This is a genomic window from Aliishimia ponticola (assembly GCF_004803475.1).
GTDB lineage: Bacteria > Pseudomonadota > Alphaproteobacteria > Rhodobacterales > Rhodobacteraceae > Aliishimia > Aliishimia ponticola.
In genome coordinates this window covers 269,791-287,461 of record NZ_SRKY01000003.1, presented here as the reverse complement: position 1 = coordinate 287,461, position 17,671 = coordinate 269,791, and the positions used below count along the sequence as shown (strand labels likewise).

The 17,671-nt window shown below is 64.1% G+C and carries 18 protein-coding genes; 10 read left to right on the top strand and 8 right to left on the bottom strand.

Annotation, left to right across the window (positions count from 1 at the left end; all coding sequences use genetic code 11):
* Positions 1 to 65 precede the first annotated feature (65 nt).
* On the bottom strand, positions 66 to 980 hold the full coding sequence (locus E4Z66_RS12565) for a substrate-binding periplasmic protein (RefSeq protein WP_136463369.1): 915 nt from the start codon (positions 978 to 980) through the stop codon (positions 66 to 68).
* A gap of 17 nt (positions 981 to 997) precedes the next feature.
* Positions 998 to 1,684 carry a cytochrome c-550 PedF gene (pedF, locus tag E4Z66_RS12560; RefSeq protein ID WP_136463368.1) on the bottom strand — a complete coding sequence of 229 codons (687 nt, stop codon included), beginning with the start codon at positions 1,682 to 1,684 and terminating at the stop codon, positions 998 to 1,000.
* Positions 1,685 to 1,888: 204 nt separating this feature from the next.
* On the opposite strand from pedF, the gene E4Z66_RS12555 reads away from it, so the two are divergent.
* The 5 genes from E4Z66_RS12555 to E4Z66_RS12535 all read left to right on the top strand — a co-directional run bounded on the left by E4Z66_RS12555 (position 1,889) and on the right by E4Z66_RS12535 (position 6,073).
* The gene (locus E4Z66_RS12555; RefSeq protein ID WP_136463367.1) at positions 1,889 to 3,034 is read left to right on the top strand and encodes an ABC transporter substrate-binding protein; all 1,146 of its coding nucleotides are present in this window, start codon (positions 1,889 to 1,891) and stop codon (positions 3,032 to 3,034) included.
* Positions 3,035 to 3,070: 36 nt separating this feature from the next.
* Positions 3,071 to 4,033 carry a YVTN family beta-propeller repeat protein gene (locus E4Z66_RS12550; protein WP_425456145.1) on the top strand — a complete coding sequence of 321 codons (963 nt, stop codon included), beginning with the start codon at positions 3,071 to 3,073 and terminating at the stop codon, positions 4,031 to 4,033.
* 66 nt (positions 4,034 to 4,099) lie between these two features.
* Positions 4,100 to 4,555 (top strand): cupredoxin domain-containing protein, encoded by a 456-nt coding sequence (locus E4Z66_RS12545; RefSeq protein WP_136463366.1) that lies wholly within the window; start codon positions 4,100 to 4,102, stop codon positions 4,553 to 4,555.
* On the top strand, positions 4,548 to 5,267 hold the full coding sequence (locus E4Z66_RS12540) for an ABC transporter ATP-binding protein (protein WP_136463365.1): 720 nt from the start codon (positions 4,548 to 4,550) through the stop codon (positions 5,265 to 5,267). Before E4Z66_RS12545 ends, E4Z66_RS12540 begins: the two co-directional genes overlap by 8 nt.
* Positions 5,264 to 6,073 carry an ABC transporter permease gene (locus tag E4Z66_RS12535; protein ID WP_168797794.1) on the top strand — a complete coding sequence of 270 codons (810 nt, stop codon included), beginning with the start codon at positions 5,264 to 5,266 and terminating at the stop codon, positions 6,071 to 6,073. Before E4Z66_RS12540 ends, E4Z66_RS12535 begins: the two co-directional genes overlap by 4 nt.
* 77 nt (positions 6,074 to 6,150) lie before the next feature.
* Here the strand turns inward: E4Z66_RS12535 and E4Z66_RS12530 are convergent, their stop codons facing one another.
* On the bottom strand, positions 6,151 to 6,405 hold the full coding sequence (locus E4Z66_RS12530) for a hypothetical protein (RefSeq protein ID WP_136463364.1): 255 nt from the start codon (positions 6,403 to 6,405) through the stop codon (positions 6,151 to 6,153).
* A 56-nt stretch (positions 6,406 to 6,461) separates the two neighbouring features.
* Between E4Z66_RS12530 and E4Z66_RS12525 the strand changes: the two genes are divergently transcribed.
* Positions 6,462 to 6,869 (top strand): c-type cytochrome, encoded by a 408-nt coding sequence (locus E4Z66_RS12525; protein ID WP_136463363.1) that lies wholly within the window; start codon positions 6,462 to 6,464, stop codon positions 6,867 to 6,869.
* Between the two features lie 188 nt (positions 6,870 to 7,057).
* Positions 7,058 to 8,827, top strand: coding sequence for a PQQ-dependent methanol/ethanol family dehydrogenase (locus E4Z66_RS12520; RefSeq protein WP_136463362.1), 1,770 nt, complete (start codon positions 7,058 to 7,060; stop codon positions 8,825 to 8,827).
* Between the two features lie 117 nt (positions 8,828 to 8,944).
* Here E4Z66_RS12520 and E4Z66_RS12515 read toward each other — a convergent pair whose 3' ends face one another.
* Complete coding sequence (locus tag E4Z66_RS12515; protein ID WP_168797793.1) at positions 8,945 to 10,264, bottom strand: adenylate/guanylate cyclase domain-containing protein; 1,320 nt, start codon at positions 10,262 to 10,264, stop codon at positions 8,945 to 8,947.
* Positions 10,265 to 10,545: 281 nt separating this feature from the next.
* On the opposite strand from E4Z66_RS12515, the gene E4Z66_RS12510 reads away from it, so the two are divergent.
* Genes E4Z66_RS12510 through E4Z66_RS12500 form a run of 3 tightly spaced genes read left to right on the top strand, consistent with a single transcriptional unit; the run spans position 10,546 to position 14,712 of the window.
* Positions 10,546 to 11,247: a LuxR C-terminal-related transcriptional regulator gene (locus E4Z66_RS12510; protein WP_136463360.1), complete on the top strand. Its 702-nt coding sequence runs from the start codon at positions 10,546 to 10,548 to the stop codon at positions 11,245 to 11,247.
* A 37-nt stretch (positions 11,248 to 11,284) separates the two neighbouring features.
* Positions 11,285 to 12,472: an FIST N-terminal domain-containing protein gene (locus tag E4Z66_RS12505; protein ID WP_136463359.1), complete on the top strand. Its 1,188-nt coding sequence runs from the start codon at positions 11,285 to 11,287 to the stop codon at positions 12,470 to 12,472.
* Positions 12,469 to 14,712, top strand: a complete 2,244-nt coding sequence (locus tag E4Z66_RS12500) for a hybrid sensor histidine kinase/response regulator (RefSeq protein WP_136463358.1) — start codon at positions 12,469 to 12,471, stop codon at positions 14,710 to 14,712. The genes E4Z66_RS12505 and E4Z66_RS12500 overlap by 4 nt, the downstream gene beginning before the upstream one ends.
* Here the strand turns inward: E4Z66_RS12500 and pqqE are convergent.
* From pqqE to pqqB, 4 genes are read right to left on the bottom strand one after another with little or no spacing between them, the layout of a single operon-like run.
* On the bottom strand, positions 14,700 to 15,776 hold the full coding sequence (gene pqqE / locus E4Z66_RS12495; protein WP_136463357.1) for a pyrroloquinoline quinone biosynthesis protein PqqE: 1,077 nt from the start codon (positions 15,774 to 15,776) through the stop codon (positions 14,700 to 14,702). The genes E4Z66_RS12500 and pqqE overlap by 13 nt on opposite strands.
* Complete coding sequence (gene pqqD / locus E4Z66_RS12490) at positions 15,769 to 16,047, bottom strand: pyrroloquinoline quinone biosynthesis peptide chaperone PqqD (protein ID WP_211097153.1); 279 nt, start codon at positions 16,045 to 16,047, stop codon at positions 15,769 to 15,771. The genes pqqE and pqqD overlap by 8 nt, the downstream gene beginning before the upstream one ends.
* Positions 16,044 to 16,784 (bottom strand): pyrroloquinoline-quinone synthase PqqC, encoded by a 741-nt coding sequence (gene pqqC / locus E4Z66_RS12485; protein WP_136463355.1) that lies wholly within the window; start codon positions 16,782 to 16,784, stop codon positions 16,044 to 16,046. Before pqqC ends, pqqD begins: the two co-directional genes overlap by 4 nt.
* Positions 16,781 to 17,668 carry a pyrroloquinoline quinone biosynthesis protein PqqB gene (pqqB, locus tag E4Z66_RS12480; protein WP_136463354.1) on the bottom strand — a complete coding sequence of 296 codons (888 nt, stop codon included), beginning with the start codon at positions 17,666 to 17,668 and terminating at the stop codon, positions 16,781 to 16,783. Before pqqB ends, pqqC begins: the two co-directional genes overlap by 4 nt.
* Between the last annotated feature and the right edge of the window lie 3 nt (positions 17,669 to 17,671).

Genomic DNA, 17,671 nt, shown 5'->3' with positions numbered 1-17,671 from the left:
AGCGCAGAGCTTTGCGCCGGATATTAGACCAATGGATAAGTGCGCGGTGGCCGCGTGATATGAGTTCAGCGTATCGGCGGCTGAAAGGTCAAGCCATAGTCGGCATGGATCTTTTCGATCCTGCCGTCCTCAATTGCATAACGAATGGCGTCATCGACAGCATAGGCGAGCGGCCGATACCGGAAATTCACCCCCACACCCAGCGTCCAGGTGCCCACGGTAAAGCCGGGCAGGGGCGGCTGGTGGATTGCGATTCCCTCATCCGCGCCATGTTCAAGCTGCGCCAAAGGCCCCATCGCGGCCATTGTCTTATCCGCGCGCAGCGCCGCCATCGCCGCCGCCGCCGTGGGATAGCGCTGAATATGCGTGGGCCCGACCAGTTGCGTCAGGTAGAAATCGGCGATCGAGTCGTTCTCCACCGCGACGGTATCGAACCGGAAATAGGCCGGAACCGGCGGGTCGTCGGGATAAGCGTCCCTGTCATAGGCGATGGCGATGGTCTCGCGCGCATATTGCCCGGTGAACACGACCTGTTCGACCCGGCACTTGAAGGCGGAATCATACGGCACGCGCATCATCACATTGGCGATTCGACCGCCGATCAGCGCGCCTTTCCACAGGTTGTTGCGCAGATCCGCCTCAAGGTTTTCGCCCGCGCCCACGAAGTTGAAGCGCGGCTCGACCCCGATATCGGCGGCGATGATCCGCGCGATGTCCACATCGACCCCGCGCGGCACCGCGCCATCTTGCCAGCTATAGGGCGGGTTGTCCGCATAGACCGCAAAAAGCATCGAGCCCTGATCGATGATCTGGTCCAGATCCTTGCCGACGATATCGCGGCCAGTGTTCTGAGGCTTGGCCTGCGGCACGTAATCGGCGCACGGGTCCGAAGCCAGCGCGCCGGTGCCCGACACGCCCAGGGCCACGCCCGACAGGGTGCCCAGAATCACGGCCAGATGTGCGCAGAACGTCCTGATCATTCGGGCAGCCTGTCGGATCAATGCGCAGCAGACAACCCGACGGTCAGGATTTCCGCCGCCCGCCCATAGGCCGCGGGCGTGCCGTCGATCACCTTGGACGCGCGCAGGGCGATACTATCGGCCACCGGCGCACCGGACAGCGTTTCGATCTCGCCTGCGATTTCGCTGAGCCGCGCGATCACCGCATCGGCATCCGCGCCGCTGGCATCCTCGGACCAGGCCGAGAACTGATCGCGCATCGCTTTCAATTCGTCGCCGAACTCATCGACCATGTCCTGATCCGGGCGCGTCTCGATATAGGTGCGGATCGCCCAGGCGGCTTTCTGCCCCAGAAGCTCGCCAAAGGCAGGCATCTTGGTGATGCCGTTCTGCGTGTAACCGTGGATGAAGCGTTCCATATACCATTCGTCGCCATATTCCTCGGCCTCCAGAAAACGCAGATCGGGGGCCAACCCGCCCGAGATCACCTCAAGCCCGTGGCAGCGCGCGCAATTCTGGTTGTAACCGGAGCTTCCGATCTCGATCGCCTTGGTCCAGACGTCGTGGCCCACGGCCTCTTCGCGGTAGGGATTCTCGATCAGCCATTCCTCGCCCACATCGGGCAGGGCGGCGGTGTCTACGGGCTGCGGCGCCACGTCGCCATGTGCCAGCGCAAGACCGGCGGCAAACAGGATGGGCAGGGCAGTAAATGTGGTGCGGATCATCGACACGGTCCTCCTCGGGTCGGTTTCGTTGCTTGTATCGCGCCGCGCGCCGCCGCTCCAATTCGACCTTGGTGCCGCAAGGGCAGCAAACCTGTCCGACAAAGGTCGTATCGCAATCGGAACTGCGATGTGTAGCGTGACAGCAGGGAGGACGAAGACACCATGTTTCGACGCATTGCTGCGCGCTGTTTTGCGGCCGTTATAATGGGCGTCACTCTGCCGCCAGTCGCGGTTTGGGCGGATGTCGCGGTCAGCGTGACGTGGCTGCGCCACGCCGAAGCCCCACGCCCGGTCTTGTCGAACCTTGATCCGATTCCGCAGGACCGGGGCCGGGCCGGGGCGGAACTGGCACTGCGCGACAACCAGACCACCGGGCGCTTTCTGGGCCAGACCTATGAATTGACCGTGGTCGAGGTCGCCCCGGACGATGACCTGCTGCCCGCCGCCCGTGCCGCGCTGGCGCAATCGCCCTATCTTGTTCTGGACGCGCCCACCGCGTCGCAACTGTCCATCGCCGATTTGGCAGAGGCGCAGGGCGCGATCCTGTTCAATGCCAGTTCCGGCGATACGGCGCTGCGCGCTGACAGTTGCCGCGCCAACCTGCTGCACACCATGCCCAGCGATGCGATGAAGGCGGACGCGCTGATGCAGTTCGCGCGCAAGAAACGCTGGGAAAACCTTGCCCTAATCGAAGGCGCCGCGCCGCAGGACGCCGCGTGGTCGCAGGCGCTGCGGGCCAGCGCGGCCAAGTTCGGCATGTCGCTCAAGGGGGAAAAGCAATGGCTGTTCGATGCCGACATGCGCCGCAACGCCGCGCAGGAGGTGCCGCTGTTCACGCAGGATCTGCCAAAGCACGATCTGCTGCTGATCTCGGACGTGGCAAACGATTTCGCCCGCTACATCGCCTATAATACATGGGAGCCACGCCCGGTCGCGGGCTCTGAAGGGCTGATGCCCGTGGCATGGGCCCCGGTGGTCGAACAATGGGGCGCGGCACAGCTTCACAGCCGGTTTCACGATCTGGCCGGGCGCGACATGACCCCACATGACTATGCCGCATGGGCCGCGATCCGCGCCTTGGGCGAGGCCGTGACCCGCACCAATGCGGGCGATGCAGACACGCTGCGCGCCTTCCTGCTTTCCGATGCGTTCGAACTGGCCGGGTTCAAAGGCCGCCCGCTGTCCTTCCGCCCATGGAACGGACAATTGCGCCAGCCGATCCCGCTTGTGACCCGGGCCGCGCTTGTCGCGCAGGCCCCGCTTGAGGGCTATCTGCACGCGCGCACGGAACTCGACACGCTTGGCCTCGACCAGCCCGAAAGCGGCTGCACCCGGTTTGAACAAGAATAAGGAGACGCGCCCGTGACCCGTTTCGATCTGCGCACGCTGGCCTTTCTGGCCGCCCCCGCCCTTGCCGTATCGCTGTCCCCCGTGGCAGCGGATGAGCTTTGGGTGACGAATGAAAAGGACGACACGATCAGCGTGATCGACATCGAGACGATGGAAGTGACGCGCACCATCGACACCGGCGAGCGCCCGCGCGGGATCACGTTCTCAAAGGATTATTCGGTGGTCTATATCTGCGCCTCTGACAGCGACACGGTGCAGGTGATGGACCCCGCGACCGGCAAGATCCTGCACGATCTGCCCTCGGGCGAAGACCCGGAGCAATTCGTGCTGCATCCCGATGACCGGCACCTGTATATCGCCAATGAGGACGACGCGATCACCACGGTGGTGGACACGCAAACCCGCAGCGTGGTGGCGCAGATCGATGTCGGCATCGAACCCGAAGGCATGGCGGTCAGCCCCGACGGGAAGATCGTGATCACCACCTCCGAGACGACGAATATGGCCCATTGGATCGACACCGAAAAGCAGGAGCTGTTCGCCAACACGCTGGTCGATAGCCGCCCGCGCCACGCGGAATTCGTCAAGGACGGCACCGAACTTTGGGTCAGCGCCGAAATCGGCGGCACGATCACCGTGTTCGACGTGGCCACGCAGGCCGAGAAGGCCAAGATCGAATTCGAGGTGCAGGGCGTGCATCCCGACCGGGTGCAGCCCGTGGGATTCGAGATGACCAATGACGACACCCACGCTTTCGTGGCGCTGGGGCCGTCGAACCATGTGGCCGTGGTCAACGCGCAGACCTACGAGGTGGAGGACTATATCCTTGTCGGTCGCCGTGTCTGGCACATGGATTTCAACGCCGACCGCAGCCTTGTCTTCACCACCAATGGCGTCTCTGGTGACGTGACCGTCATCGACGTGGCCCGCCGCGAGGCGATCAAGTCGATCAAGGTCGGCCGCTTCCCATGGGGGGCCGCATTCCGCCCCACACCGTAAGGTGCGCTGAAGCGCACCCTACATCCACCCCAACGCCCTCCATCCATTTCAACGAAGGACAACGATATGAAAAAGGCGCTCCTTACCGCATTGCTGACACTGGCGCTGCCCATGGGCGCGGCAGTGGCGGATGGTGATGACGATGACGACAAGGGCTTTGGCCTTGCCGGGATCCTGTCCGCCAGAAACAAGGCCGACCTTGAGCCGATCCAGCTGGGCGCGGGCATTCCGCTGACCTCTGCGCCTTGGGTGCTGAAATCGGGTACGTATTACGAATTCGAGATCCAGGGCGATGGCAGCCAGGAACTTGCCCTTGTCGGGCCTGAATTCTTCCGCGCGATCTGGATCGACGAGATCGTGGTCGAAGGGCTGGAAATCCGCCCGCTGGGGGTGGACAGTATCGAATTCGACGAGGCCGGAGAGATGGAAATCGGCTTTGTCGCGATCAAGCCCGGCCGCTATTACCTGAAGGTTCCCGGCTCTACCGGAGAAACGCAACGCCTTGAAATCACCATTGAATAAGGGGATCGGCGCGGAGGCGCTCAGCTTTCGCTACGGGGCCAAGACCGCGCTTGAAGATGTCTCCTTCAGCGTCGCGCAAGGCACGTTCTGCGCCTTGCTTGGTCCCAACGGGGCGGGCAAATCCACGCTCTATGCGCTGCTGACCCGGCTTCTGGTCGCGCCCCAGGGCCATATACGGATCGCAGGCCACGATCTGGGACAGGACCCGCGCGCCGCCTTGGCGCGGATGGGCGTGGTGTTCCAGCAACCGACGCTGGATCTGGATCTGAGCGTGCGCCAGAACCTGCGCTATTTCGCGGCGCTGCACGGAATCGCGCGGGCGGACATGCCCCGCCGCATCGACCGCGCGCTGTCGCGCCTTGGCATGGCCGAACGGGCGGGCGAAAAGGTGCGCGCCCTGAACGGAGGTCACCGCCGCCGCACCGAACTGGCCCGCGCGCTGTTGCATGATCCACAGGTTCTGCTGCTGGATGAGCCGACCGTCGGCCTTGATGCGGCCTCGCGCGAGGCGATCACCGCCCATGCCCATGATCTGGCAGAGCAGGGCATGTGCGTGCTGTGGGCGACCCACCTGACCGATGAAATCCGCGATACCGACCGCCTGCTGGTGCTGCACCGCGGGCGCGTGCTGGCCGATGGCATCGCGCGGGACATCCGCGCAGGCGCGCCGCTGAAAGACTGGTTCCTGAGCCGAACCGGGCTGGCCGCATGAGCGCTGCCGCCGATGTGACACCTTATCTGCGCGCGATGCAGGCGATCATGGCGCGCGAATTTCTGCGCTTCGTTCACCAACGCTCGCGCTTTTTCGCGGCATTGCTGCGCCCGCTGGTCTGGCTTCTGGCCTTTGCGGCGGGCTTTCGCGCCGCGCTGGGCCTGTCGATCACGCCGCCCTATCAGACCTACATCACCTACGAGGTCTATATCGTCCCCGGCCTTTGCGCGATGGTGCTGCTGTTCAACGGGATGCAAAGTTCCCTGAGCCTTGTCTATGACCGCGAGATGGGGTCGATGCGCCTGCTTCTGACCAGCCCGCTGCCGCGCTGGTGGTTGCTGCTGAGCCGGCTTCTGGCCTCGACCGCGATCTCGATCGTGCAGGTCTATGCGTTTCTTGGCGTTGCCGCGCTGTTCGGGATCACGCTGCCCGCGCTGGGCTATGTCACCGTACTGCCGGGGCTGGTCCTGGGCGGGGTGATGCTGGGCGCGCTGGGGCTGGTCCTGTCCAGCTTCATCCGCCAGCTCGAAAATTTCGCGGGGGTGATGAACTTCGTCATCTTCCCGATGTTTTTCCTGTCCTCGGCGCTTTATCCGCTGTGGAAAATGGCCGAAAGCTCCGTCCTGCTGCGCGATATCTGCGCGGTGAACCCGTTCACCCATGTGGTCGAACTGATCCGCTTCCTGCTTTACGTGGAACTCAACTGGTCCGCGCTGGGCTGGACGGTTCTGGCGACGGCGGTGCTGGGGGGGCTGGCGATCTGGGCCTATGACCCGGCGCGCGGGCTGACCAATCGCGGCGGCTAAGCGGCAACGGCCCGCGGCGGACTATCTCCGGCGGGCAAGTTGCGCTGTAACGGATGCGCTATGAGAACTGGATCGCGTCAGGGCGGCAGGCCTGCCTGGGTAAACGTGATGGCTGCCGCGTCGCCAACAGGGCCACGGGCGGTACATTGGAAACGACCATCGTTCCTGATCGCGTCCGCGCCGACCGGAGCTATATTACCGGCGAAAGGCGAGGACAGGTGCAGCTGCAAGCGGCGGTATAGCGGGCGCGGCTTTCCATCGGGTAAGTGCAGCGTGCGCCCGATCCCGGCATGGCAGGCTTCGACCATGGTCGCAAATTTGATCCAGATCATGGGGCAGGGTGGCGGGCACCGCTTCTGTCAAGGCAGTCTCAACACGGAGCGTTCCGATGAAATTGACCCTGATCCCCTTTCTTGCCGTGCTGGCCGCTGGCCCGGCGCTGGCCGATAACTTTGACGAAATCAAATTGCAGGCCGGGCAGGCCCTGTTCGAAAAGGAATGCCGCCGCTGCCATGCTGTCGGCTCGCAAGACCCGTCTTATGGCCCGCCCCTTGAAAACGTCGTGGGGCGCGCGGCGGGCAGCGTGGTCGATTACGATTACTCCATCGCGCTCGAAGCGTCCGGCATCGTGTGGACCCCGGCGGCGCTGCGCGCATGGCTGGAGGATAACGATGGCTTCATGCCGGGCACCAAGATGCGCCATGTGGGCATCGAAGACCGCACCGTGCAGGACTTCATCCTGTTCTACCTGACCAGCATTTCGGACGTGGCGGGCAACAAGGCGATCAGCGACTGACACGCGCCCGACATGCAGCGCCCCGCGCCCGGCACGCCGGGGCGTTCGCCGGTCAATCCAGTCGCATTTGCGGGCCAAGTTGACGCTACGACCATAGTTGCATTTCGCGAAGCGCGCGTTCTCGGGATAATCCACCCCGTAGACGCGCGCCGGCAAGGGACCGACTCGCGAAATCAGGGAGGAAACACATGAACCGCTTTGTTCTGGCCGCATTGGCCAGTTTGCTTGCAGGCAGTTTCAGCGCGCAAGCGGAAGTCACCGAGGACATGCTGGCCAACGATCAGGCCTCGACCGGGGACGTTCTGACCAACGGCATGGGACGGCATCTGCAACGCTACTCCCCGCTTGATATTCTCAACAAGGACAACGTCCAGAACCTGATGCCCGCATGGGCCTTCAGCCTTGGCGGCGAAAAGCAGCGCGGGCAGGAAACGCAGCCGCTCGTGCATGATGGGGTGATGTATATCACCGGCTCCTACAGCCGGATGTACGCCATCGACATCGCCACCGGCGAAGAGCTTTGGCAATATGACGCGCGTCTGCCCGAAGGCATTCTGCCCTGCTGTGACGTGGTGAACCGCGGCGCGGCGATCTATGGCGACAACGTCTATTTCGGCACGTTGGATGCGCGCATCGTGGCGCTGAACAAGGACACCGGCGATGTGGTCTGGCGCAAGAAAATCGCCGATTACAAGGCGGGCTATTCCTATACGGCGGCGCCGCTGATCGTGAACGGGCTGGTCATCACGGGCAATTCGGGCGGTGAGTTCGGCATTGTCGGCGAAGTGCAGGCGCGCGACGCCATGACCGGAGAAACCGTTTGGACGCGCCCGGTGATCGAAGGCCATATGGGCACGCTGAACGGCGAAGAAAGCACCATGACCGGCACGCTGAACGCCTCTTGGCCCGGCGATATGTGGAAAACCGGCGGCGGGGCGACGTGGCTTGGCGGCTCTTACGATGCCGATACCGATACGCTGATCTTTGGCACCGGCAACCCGGCGCCCTGGAACAGCCACCTGCGCGCAGCGGGGCAGCCGATGGACGACAATAGCGGCGACAACCTGTATGCCGCGTCGCGTCTGGGCATCGATCCGGCCACGGGCGAGATCAAGTGGCACTTCCAGACCACCCCGCGCGAAGGCTGGGACTATGACGGCGTGAACGAGGTCGTCGCCTATGAAAACCGTGCGGGCGAAAAGCGCTTTGCCACCGCGGACCGCAACGGCTTCTTCTATGTGCTCAACCGCGAAGACGGTGACTTCGTGCGCGGCGTGCCGTTCGTGAAGGACATCACATGGGCGTCGGGTCTGGACGAAAATGGCCGCCCGATCTTTGTCGAAGAAAACCGTCCGGGTGATCCCGCCGCTGCGGCCGACGGCAAGAAGGGCGAGGTCGTGTTCTCTGCCCCCGGCTTCCTTGGCGGCAAGAACTGGATGCCCATGGCCTTCAGCCAGCGCACCGGCAATTTCTATGTGCCGTCCAACGAATGGGGCATGGATATCTGGAACGAACCGATCACCTACAAGAAAGGCGCGGCCTATCTTGGGTCCGGCTTCACAATCAAACCGATGTACGAGGACCATATCGGATCGCTCAAGGCGATTGACCCCGACACCGGTGAGCTGAAGTGGGAATACAAGAACAACGCGCCGCTTTGGGCGGGTGTGATGACCACGGCCGGCGGCCTTGTCTTCACCGGCACGCCCGAGGGCGCGTTCATCGCGCTGGATGACGAAACCGGCGAGGTGCTTTGGAAATTCCAGACCGGCTCCGGCATTGTCGGCCAGCCGATCACCTGGGAACAGGACGGCGAACAGTATGTCTCCATCATCTCCGGTTGGGGTGGCGCGGTTCCACTTTGGGGCGGCGAGGTCGCCAAGAAGGTGAACTACCTGAACCAAGGCGGGATGCTCTGGACCTTCCGTTTGCCCAAGCAACTGGCCAGCGCGAACTGATACTCCCTTCGTTCGGTCAGATGGGCGCGTGGCAATCGCTGCGCGCCCTTTTTGCTGCCCATCCGTCTGATTTCCGAACCTGTCGCGGCGATCAGTATGGGGCGATCAGATTGGGGATCAGTCTGCGGGGGACAGGGGCGGGAACGGCCGCTGGGCGCGCGCCGCGCTGGTCAGCGTAACCACCTGCCGGGGGCCAAGCCCCTTGAAATCCACCTGCCGCGGCGCGCTGGTGGTAAAGCCGGGGCCAAGCTCTGCCGCGATGTCGGCCAGGATCTGAACCTGACCCGCCGCGCCAGAGGTTTCGAGCCGCGCCGCGATATTCACCGTGTTGCCCCAGATGTCATAATGCGGCCGGGTCCGCCCCAGCACGCCGGCTGTCACCGGACCGGTATGCAGCCCGACGCGCAACTGGATCGGCGCTGCGCCGGGACGTTGCAGCGCATCGCTGCTTTCGACCAGCGCAAGGGCAAAGCGCGCCGCCCGTTGCAGGTGATCGCGCCCGTCATCATTCAAGCCGCACGCGCCCATATAGGCGTCGCCGATGGTCTTGATCTTCTCGACCCCGAACTGTCCGGCAAGCTGGTCGATATGGGAAAAGATGTCGTTCAGCGTATCGACCAGCGCGGCTGCATCCTGCTGCGCGGCGATGGGCGTGAATCCGACCACATCGGCAAAGAGGATCGTCACGGACGGGTGCTGCATGGCAATCTGCGCCGCGCTGTCTTCCTTGAGCTGGGCAGCGACCGAGGCGGGATAGATCGACGCCATCAGCCGGTCAACCTTGGCTTTCTCGGTCTCGACCGCATGGCGCGCGCGGCTGAGCTGCACGTTGAACGCGCGAAACAGAAAGTAGATGACCGCGACAATCCCGCCAAGGCTGAACCCCTCGATCGGGTCGATCGGCTTTTTATCCGGCGCATCAAAGATAGACCCTAACGGGTTGTTCACGCTGACGAATCCGGGGTGGCGAATATCCGGTATCAGCGGGTCGATGATCGGCAGCGTCACCATTGCCGCGAGGCAGATCAGAAACCACGGCCAGGATTCGCGCACGCCCAGCAGGACAATCGCGGCGCAGGGCACGCCGATGAAACCGACGAAGTCGCCCTCTGCCGTGCCGAAGACCAGCAACAGAACAGAGATGGAGAGTAAATAGAGCGGGATATAGGCGTAGAACAGCTTGCGCACCGATCCCGTCCACCACAACACCGCCAGGCCAACGCATTCCAGCAGCATCAGGCTGGCCTCCAATCCGCGTTGAAAGGGCGGGCCGTCCGACACCGTGACATAGAACGCGCCCGTGGCCAGAACCAGCAGCAGCAGGCAGGTGCAAACGGCCTTCTGGTCGCGGATACGCTGATCGTCCCCGGGCCTTTGGCCCAGCGTGACCACGTCGCTCAGACGGGGAAGCTGCTGTGGAAACATGTCGGCAAGCATGGGCGGCGGGCAATTCTTGATCGGGTGTGGATAAGTGGCAGAAGTCGTATATTGCACAGTCGCGTGGCGAAATTGCGCGGGAAACATGACGCTGAGGTGTGAATTTTCCATCAATCCAGGCGGCGCGCGTGGCCCGGTTTGCGTGGACGCCGCCGCGCGCTCTGCCCCGGTTCCCGTGAGGATCACCCGAAACCGGCGAGGCCTGCGGCGGCATGAAACGCACCCGGATTTGCGACCAATGGATAGGTGACCTTTTGTCGCCGCGCGCTTAGTCTGGGGGCATGAATTCTGCGGTTCCCCCCCTTTCGCCCAGTCAGGGCAAGCCCGTTCAGGACGGCTGGATCCTGATCGTCGACGATCACCCGCTGTTCTGCGATGCACTGGAACTGACCATGCGCAGCGTCGTGCCGGGCGCACCGGTCCGCACCACGCACAAGCTGGCCGATGCCATCGCGCTGGTCGCGGCAGAGGGACCGCCATCGCTGATCGTGCTGGATTTGAACCTGCCGGATGTTTCCGGGCTGGAGGGCGCGATTTCGCTGCGCCGCGCAGCAGAGCGGGCCGCGCTGATCATCGTGTCGTCGCTGACCGATAACCGCATCATCTCGGCCGCTTTTGCCGCTGGGGTGGACGGGTTCGTGCCCAAACACAGCGCCCGCACCGTGCTGGAGGAAGCCGTGCGCGTGATCGAAACCGGCCAGACCTTTCATCCGCCCTGCTATGCGGCCCCCGACGCGGAGGGCGCGGCAAGTGTCGACGCGGTGGACCGGTTGTCGAACCTGACCGCGCAGCAGGCACGGATTTTGGAACTCATCTGCGAGGGCAAGCTGAACAAGCAAATCGCGTATGATCTGTCCATCGCGGAAACCACGGTCAAAGCGCATGTGACGGCGATCATGCGCAAGCTGGGTGTGCAAAGCCGCACGCAGGCGGTTCTCGTCGCGCAGGAGGCGCGCTTCGCAACCATCTTGCCTGACGCTTGATCTTACGCCTATTGTCGTAGTTAGGGAGGACTACGCCATGACTCTGCACGTTCCAAGCGGCAGAACTGCTCCGGTGCGCGCGTTTTCCGGAATAATGGCCGTCGCGCATATCGAGCCAGACACAGCTGACCCCGTCGACAGCCTGACAGAGGCTTTCGCCGACGCTTTGATGGCACAAGTGCTGATCTTTGCGCCGACATTGACACAGCTGGAAACGCTGATCGGCGCGGCGCAGATCCTGTGCCCGGACACGCCAATCACCGGCTGCACCACGGCCGGGCAAATCGGCACCAGCGGGTATGAGGACGACCGCGCGGTGGTGGTGGGGCTGCCGCAGGCCCATTTCGCCACCCGTTCCGTGGTGGTGGAGGATTTGGCCCGGATCGACGCGCAGGGGCTGATCGACCAATTGGTGCAGACCCGCACATCGCTGGAACGCGCGCGGCGCGATATGTCCAGCGGGTTCGCCTTTCTGTTGGTGGATGGCCTGTCGCTGCGCGAAGATGTGCTGACGGCGATGATCGCGCCGGGCATCGGGTCCTGGCCGCTTTTCGGCGGATCGGCGGGGGACGGGGCGCGCTTCAGCGAAACCTTTGTGGCCCATGAGGGGCGGCTGCTGCGCAATGCGGCGGTCGTAACCTTCGTCGCCACCAATTGCGAGACCGAGGTGTTCAGCCTCAATCATCTGGAGCCGACCGACCAGCGCATGGTGGTGACGGATGCCGATCCCGAACGCCGTATCGTCAAGGAAATCAACGCCGAACCGGCGGCGCGCGAATATGCGCGGATCGTGGGCAAAGACCCAGACCAGCTTGATGAATTCACCTTTGCGGCCCATCCGGTGGTGGTGCGCCTTGGCGATACCCATCACGTGCGCGCGATCCAGCGGGTCAATGACGCGGGCGAATTGGTGTTCTTCGCGGCCATCGACGAAGGCATGGTGCTGACCATGGCGACGCCCACCGACATCGCGCAGCATCTCGACCAGCGGCTTGGTGCGCTGCATTCGGGCGACGCGCCCTTCGAGGTGCTGGCCTGTGACTGCATCTTGCGCCGGATCGAGGCAGAGCAGGTACAGGCGCTGCATCGCGTGTCAGAGGTGCTGGCCCGGCACAAGGTCGTCGGCTTCTCGACCTATGGCGAGCAGATCGGCACCATGCATGTGAACCACACGATGACGGGCGTGGCGCTGCGCAAACCGGCCGCCACAGCATCGCAGGCATGACCCTCGTTCGCGACAGCGACAGCCTTGAACGGCAGAACCAAAAGCTGGTGCGCATCGCCGAGGCGCTGATGCGCCGGATCGAACAAAGCCCCGATCAGGCCGGGCTGGCCTATAGTCAGTTCGAACGCGCCGCGCTGTTGGAAAAGGAGGTCAAGCAGCGGACCGAGGATCTGGAACGCGCGCTGGACTTGCTGCACGAATCCAACGCGCAACTGGCCGTCGCCACCCACGAGGCAGAGGATGCCCGCGCCTATCTGGCCGATGCGATCGAAACCGTGGACGAGGGCTTTGCCCTGTTTGACGCGGGCGACGCGCTGGTGATGCATAATAGCCGGTTCTGCAAGGATATGCCCGATGTGCAGCGCCGTTTGCAGCCCGGCGTGCCCTTCACCGAATATGTGCGCATGATCTCGCACAGCCCGTCACTGACGCTTGAGGCGGGGGAAACCGCCGGGGATTGGCAAAAGGCCCGTCTGTCGCGGCACACCTACGAACATGTGGTGTTCAACGTGCATCTGGCCCGCGACCGCTGGCTTCAGGTCAGCGAACACCGCACCCGCACTGGCGGGACGGTGGTGCTCCAGACCGATGTGACGGGGCTGATGCGGGACGAACGGCGCGAGCGCGAACGGCTGCTGGACCGGCAGGCTAAGCTGCTGCGCGCCACGCTCGATCACCTGAATCAGGGCGTCTGCATCTTTGACCGCAACGGGCGGCTGGTCGGCTGGAATCACCGGATGGAACGGCTGCTGAACGGCAATCTGACCGAACGGGTTCTGGGCCTGAAATTCGCGGAACTGTTGGAACGCCTTGATGAAATCTTTGATTTTGCGGGAAGTTTCGGAAAATCCGATATGCGCGCATGGGCTGAGAAAACCGGCGGGCGGCAACCGATCACCTTCGAAGTCCGGCGCGGGCAAAGCGGCGCTTTCGACGTGTTCGCGCAGCAAATGCCGGACCGGGGCTTTGTCATCAGCTTTACCGATGTCACCCGCGAACGGCGGCAAAGCCAGGCGCTGCGCGATCTTAACGACACGCTGGAAAAGCGTGTGGCCGACCGTACCAAGGCGCTGGGCGCGGCGCTGGAGGACGCGCGGCGGGCCAATGCCTCCAAGACGCGCTTTGTCGCGGCAGCAAGCCACGATCTGCTGCAACCGATGTCAGCGGCCAAGCTCTATGCCGGGGCGCTGGAAAACCGGGTCACATCGCAAAGTGACAAGGAACTGGCGCAGCGCACGATTTCGGCGTTGGAAAGCGCCGAAGGGATCATTCAGGCGCTGCTCGATATCTCCAAACTGGATTCCGGCCTGGCCACGTTCGAGCTTGGCGCGGTGTCCCTGGACAGTATCCTTGGCGCGCTGGAAGCCGAATTCGCCCCCATCGCGGCCAAGCGCGGTATCGAATTGCGCGTGGTGCCTTGCAGTCTGCGCGTCGAAAGCGATCCGGTTTATCTGCGGCGCATCGTGCAGAACCTGCTGTCCAACGCGCTGCGCTATACCACGGGGCGCAAGGTCTTGCTGGGCGTGCGGCATGGGCGCGGCGCGGCACGGATCGAGGTCTGCGATCAGGGTCCGGGGATCGATTCCAGCCATCACGACCAGATTTTTCAGGAATTCCAGCAGCTTGAGGATGGCAAAAGCGCAGGGCAGGGGCTGGGTCTTGGCCTTGCCATCGTGGATCGCGCCTGCCGGATGCTGGATCACCGGCTTGATCTGCATTCAGTACCGGGGCGCGGCAGCCGCTTTGGCGTCACGACCGCTTTGGCGCGGCAGGCCCCTGTGGAACCGGCGGGCGATCCGCAGGCCGAGGACGCGGGCGGCACCACCCATGGGCGGCTGATCTGCCTTGTGGAGAACGATATGGAGGTCGCGCAAAGCGTCACGCTGACGGTGGAAAGTTTCGGATCTGACGTGATCTGGGCGCCCAACGCAGAGGCGGCGGTGGCGCTGCTGCGCGATGTGGATATCGTCCCCGATGCGTTTTTGGTGGATTACCAACTGGGCAACGGGGGCAGCGGGCTGGACCTGCTGGACGAGTTGACCGCCAGCTTCGGCGCGGCGCCAGCGCATGTGATCTCTGCCAACCGGTCGCCGGATTTCGCGGCGCAATGCCGGGCGCGGGGGGTGTCGGTGCTGCAAAAGCCTTTGTCCCGCGACCTGCTGCGCGATTTCCTGCAATCCGTTCCCGTGCCAGCGGCTGTTGCGATTCCGGTGGGGCCGGGCGCGGATTATCTGCGATAAACGAAGTCAGGCGGGGCGATGTCGACGGTTTCCTGGCTAAGCAAGTCGTCCAGCACCGCGCGGCCCGGCGATTTCCGGCACACCGGGTCCGGCGCGCCCGGATCGCCCAGCACGGCCATGGCCTGACAGCGGCAACCGCCGAAATCCACATCCCGCCGGTCGCAGGATTGGCACAGCTCCGGCAGCCAGTCGGTCCCGCGATAGGCGTTGAACGCCGCGCTGTCGTGCCAGATCTCGGCCAGCGGGCGGGCGGTGGCGTTTTCGAATGTCAGATGCGGGATCGTCTGGGCCGCATGGCAGGGCAGGACAGTGCCATCGGGCGCGATGTTCAACCCGGTAGAGCCCCAGCCATTCATGCACGCCTTTGGGAAGTCGGAATAATAGTCGGGCGGCACGAAATCGATTACCAACTGCCCCTTCAGCCGCGCACTTGCCGCGCGGACAAGCTCTTTTGCGCGCGCCACCTGGTCGCGCGACGGCTGAAGCGCCGCGCGGTTGGCCAGCGCCCAGCCCTGGAACTGCACGCAGGCGATTTCGATCCGCCGCGCCCCAAGGCGCAGCGCCATGTCCAGCGTCGCGGGCAGATCGTCAAGGTTTTCGCGGTGCATCACGGCGTTGAGCGTCAGCGGAAAGCCAAGCCGCGCGATGTGGTCGGCCACGTGCATCTTGCGGTCGAACCCGCCCGCATAGCCGCCGATCCGGTCGGCCAGTTCCGCGCGCACGCCCTGCACCGACAATTGGATATGATCCAACCCGGCCGCATCCAGCGCCTCCAGCCGCGCTGGGGTCAGGCCGATGCCAGAGGTGATGAGGTTGGTATAAAGTCCGGCCTCCCGCGCGGCGGTGACAAGCTCAAGCAGGTCGCGCCGCGAAGCCGGTTCGCCCCCGGACAGATGCAGTTGCAACACGCCCAAATCCGCCGCCTGCCGGAAGATATCGGCCCATTGCGCGGTGCTGAGTTCCGCGTCCCGCCCTGTCAACTCCTGCGGGTTGGAACAATAGGGGCAGGCCAGCGGGCAGCGATGGGTGAGTTCGGCCAGCATGGCCAGCGGCAGATCAGCCATTGGCCCGCTCCACCATCCGTTTCTCGGCCAGATCCGCGAGATACTCGATCACATCCGCCTCGACCTGCGCGCGCGGCGCACAGAAGGTGCGGGCGAGGTCTTCGCTGATGGTGCGGATAGTATCGGTGCCGTTGACGCGGCGCAGCACCGCGTCGCCGATCTGGTCCAGCATCAAGACGCGTTCGGGGCCCAGCAGCACGCGCAACCCGCGCACCCTGTCATCGCCGCAACGCACACCGCGCGGCAGAACGGGGATGTCCTCGGGCGTCACAGCAACCCCTCTTCGGGATGCCATGCGCCCGGCGGGATATGGCGGGGGCTGACATAGGCGTGATACAGCGCGTCAAGCTGCGCCCAAAGCACCTGCGTCTTGAAGATCAGCGCATTGGCGGCGGCGTCCTGTTCCTTGGCGGTCTGGGCATGATCCAGCACCCAGCCAAGGCCAAAGGCCACATCGCGCGGCGCTTCGCTGAGCCGATGCTTGAAATAGGCGATCGTGTCGTCATTGGCGAAGTCGTAATGCTTGAGCAGCCCGGCGATGCGCTGTTCGTGGATGGCCGGGGCGAAAAGCTCTGTCAGAGAGGCCGCGACCGCGTCCAGCAGGGGCATATCGCGCACGAAGCGCACATAGGCATCCACCGCGAAACGGGTGGCGGGCAGCACCCCGCGCGCCGAGGCGACGTAATCGGGGTCCAGCCCGACCCCTTCGGCCAGTTTCAGCCAGCGCATGATGCCGCCGGTGCCTTCCTCGCGCCCGTCGTGATCTTCGATCCGGGAGCGCCAGATGCGCCGCAGGTTCGGGTCCTCCACCCGCGACAAGAACGCCGCGTCCTTCATCGGGATGCGCGACTGGTAGTAGTAGCGGTTCACGACCCAAGCGCGCACCTGATCGATGGTGCAGCCCCCGGAATGGAGCAGGATATGGAACGGGTGCTTGTCGTGATACAGCTCATCCCCGATCTTGCGCAGACGCGCCTCAAAGCTGGTGCGGTCGGTCTGAATGTTCATAGCGTGATCTCCATCCCGTCAAAGGCAATCTCCCAGCCCGCCTGCGTGACCTCGCTGCGTTCGGGCGCATCCGGTTGCAGGATCGGGTTGGTATTGTTGATGTGTATCAGCACCTTGCGCCCCTTGGCCCCGGCCAGCCGGGCAAGGCTGCCATCGGGGCCGTTGATCTGGACATGGCCCATGCGCGCGCCGGTCTTCTGCCCCGTCCCGGTGCGGGGCATGTCGTCGTTCTCCCAGACCGTCCCATCGAACAGCAACAGATCGGCGCGGCCAAGCTGCGCGACCAGCCAGTCGGGCAGGGCGGCGCAGCCGGGCACATAGGCAAGGCTTTTGCCGCCAGATTCGACCAGCAGCCCGATGGTCTGTTCGCCCATGGCTTGCAGGTCGAGGTCCTCGCCCTCCAGAAACAACGCGACCTTGCCCGGCACCGCAAAGGGGGTGATCGTCAGCCCCTCCAGCGGGGTGAAGGGCGTATCAAGCGCGATCGCGCGGCGCGCCACAAGCTGCGGGTCCAGTACGCCGAACACCGAATTGCTGTCCAGAATGTCCATCCCGGCTTGCGTGGCATAGAGGTCGAAGGCGGTCTTTTCACGCAGGGTCAGCAGCCCGGCGATGTGATCGATATCCCCGTTGGTCAGGACAAGGCCCGCCATCGGCGTGCCGCGCAGGGCGGGGGGGTGCATTTGGGCGACGGTGCCGAATTGCGCGCGAATGTCGGGCGAGGCGTTCAGAACGATCCAGCGCACCCCGTCGGGCGACACCGCGACCGAGGATTGCGTCATCCCCGCGATCCGGCCCGCCCGGGCATCAAGGCAATTTTGGCAGCCGCAATTCCATTGGGGCAGGCCCCCTCCGGCGCCTGCCCCAAGAACGACCAGTTTCATCTA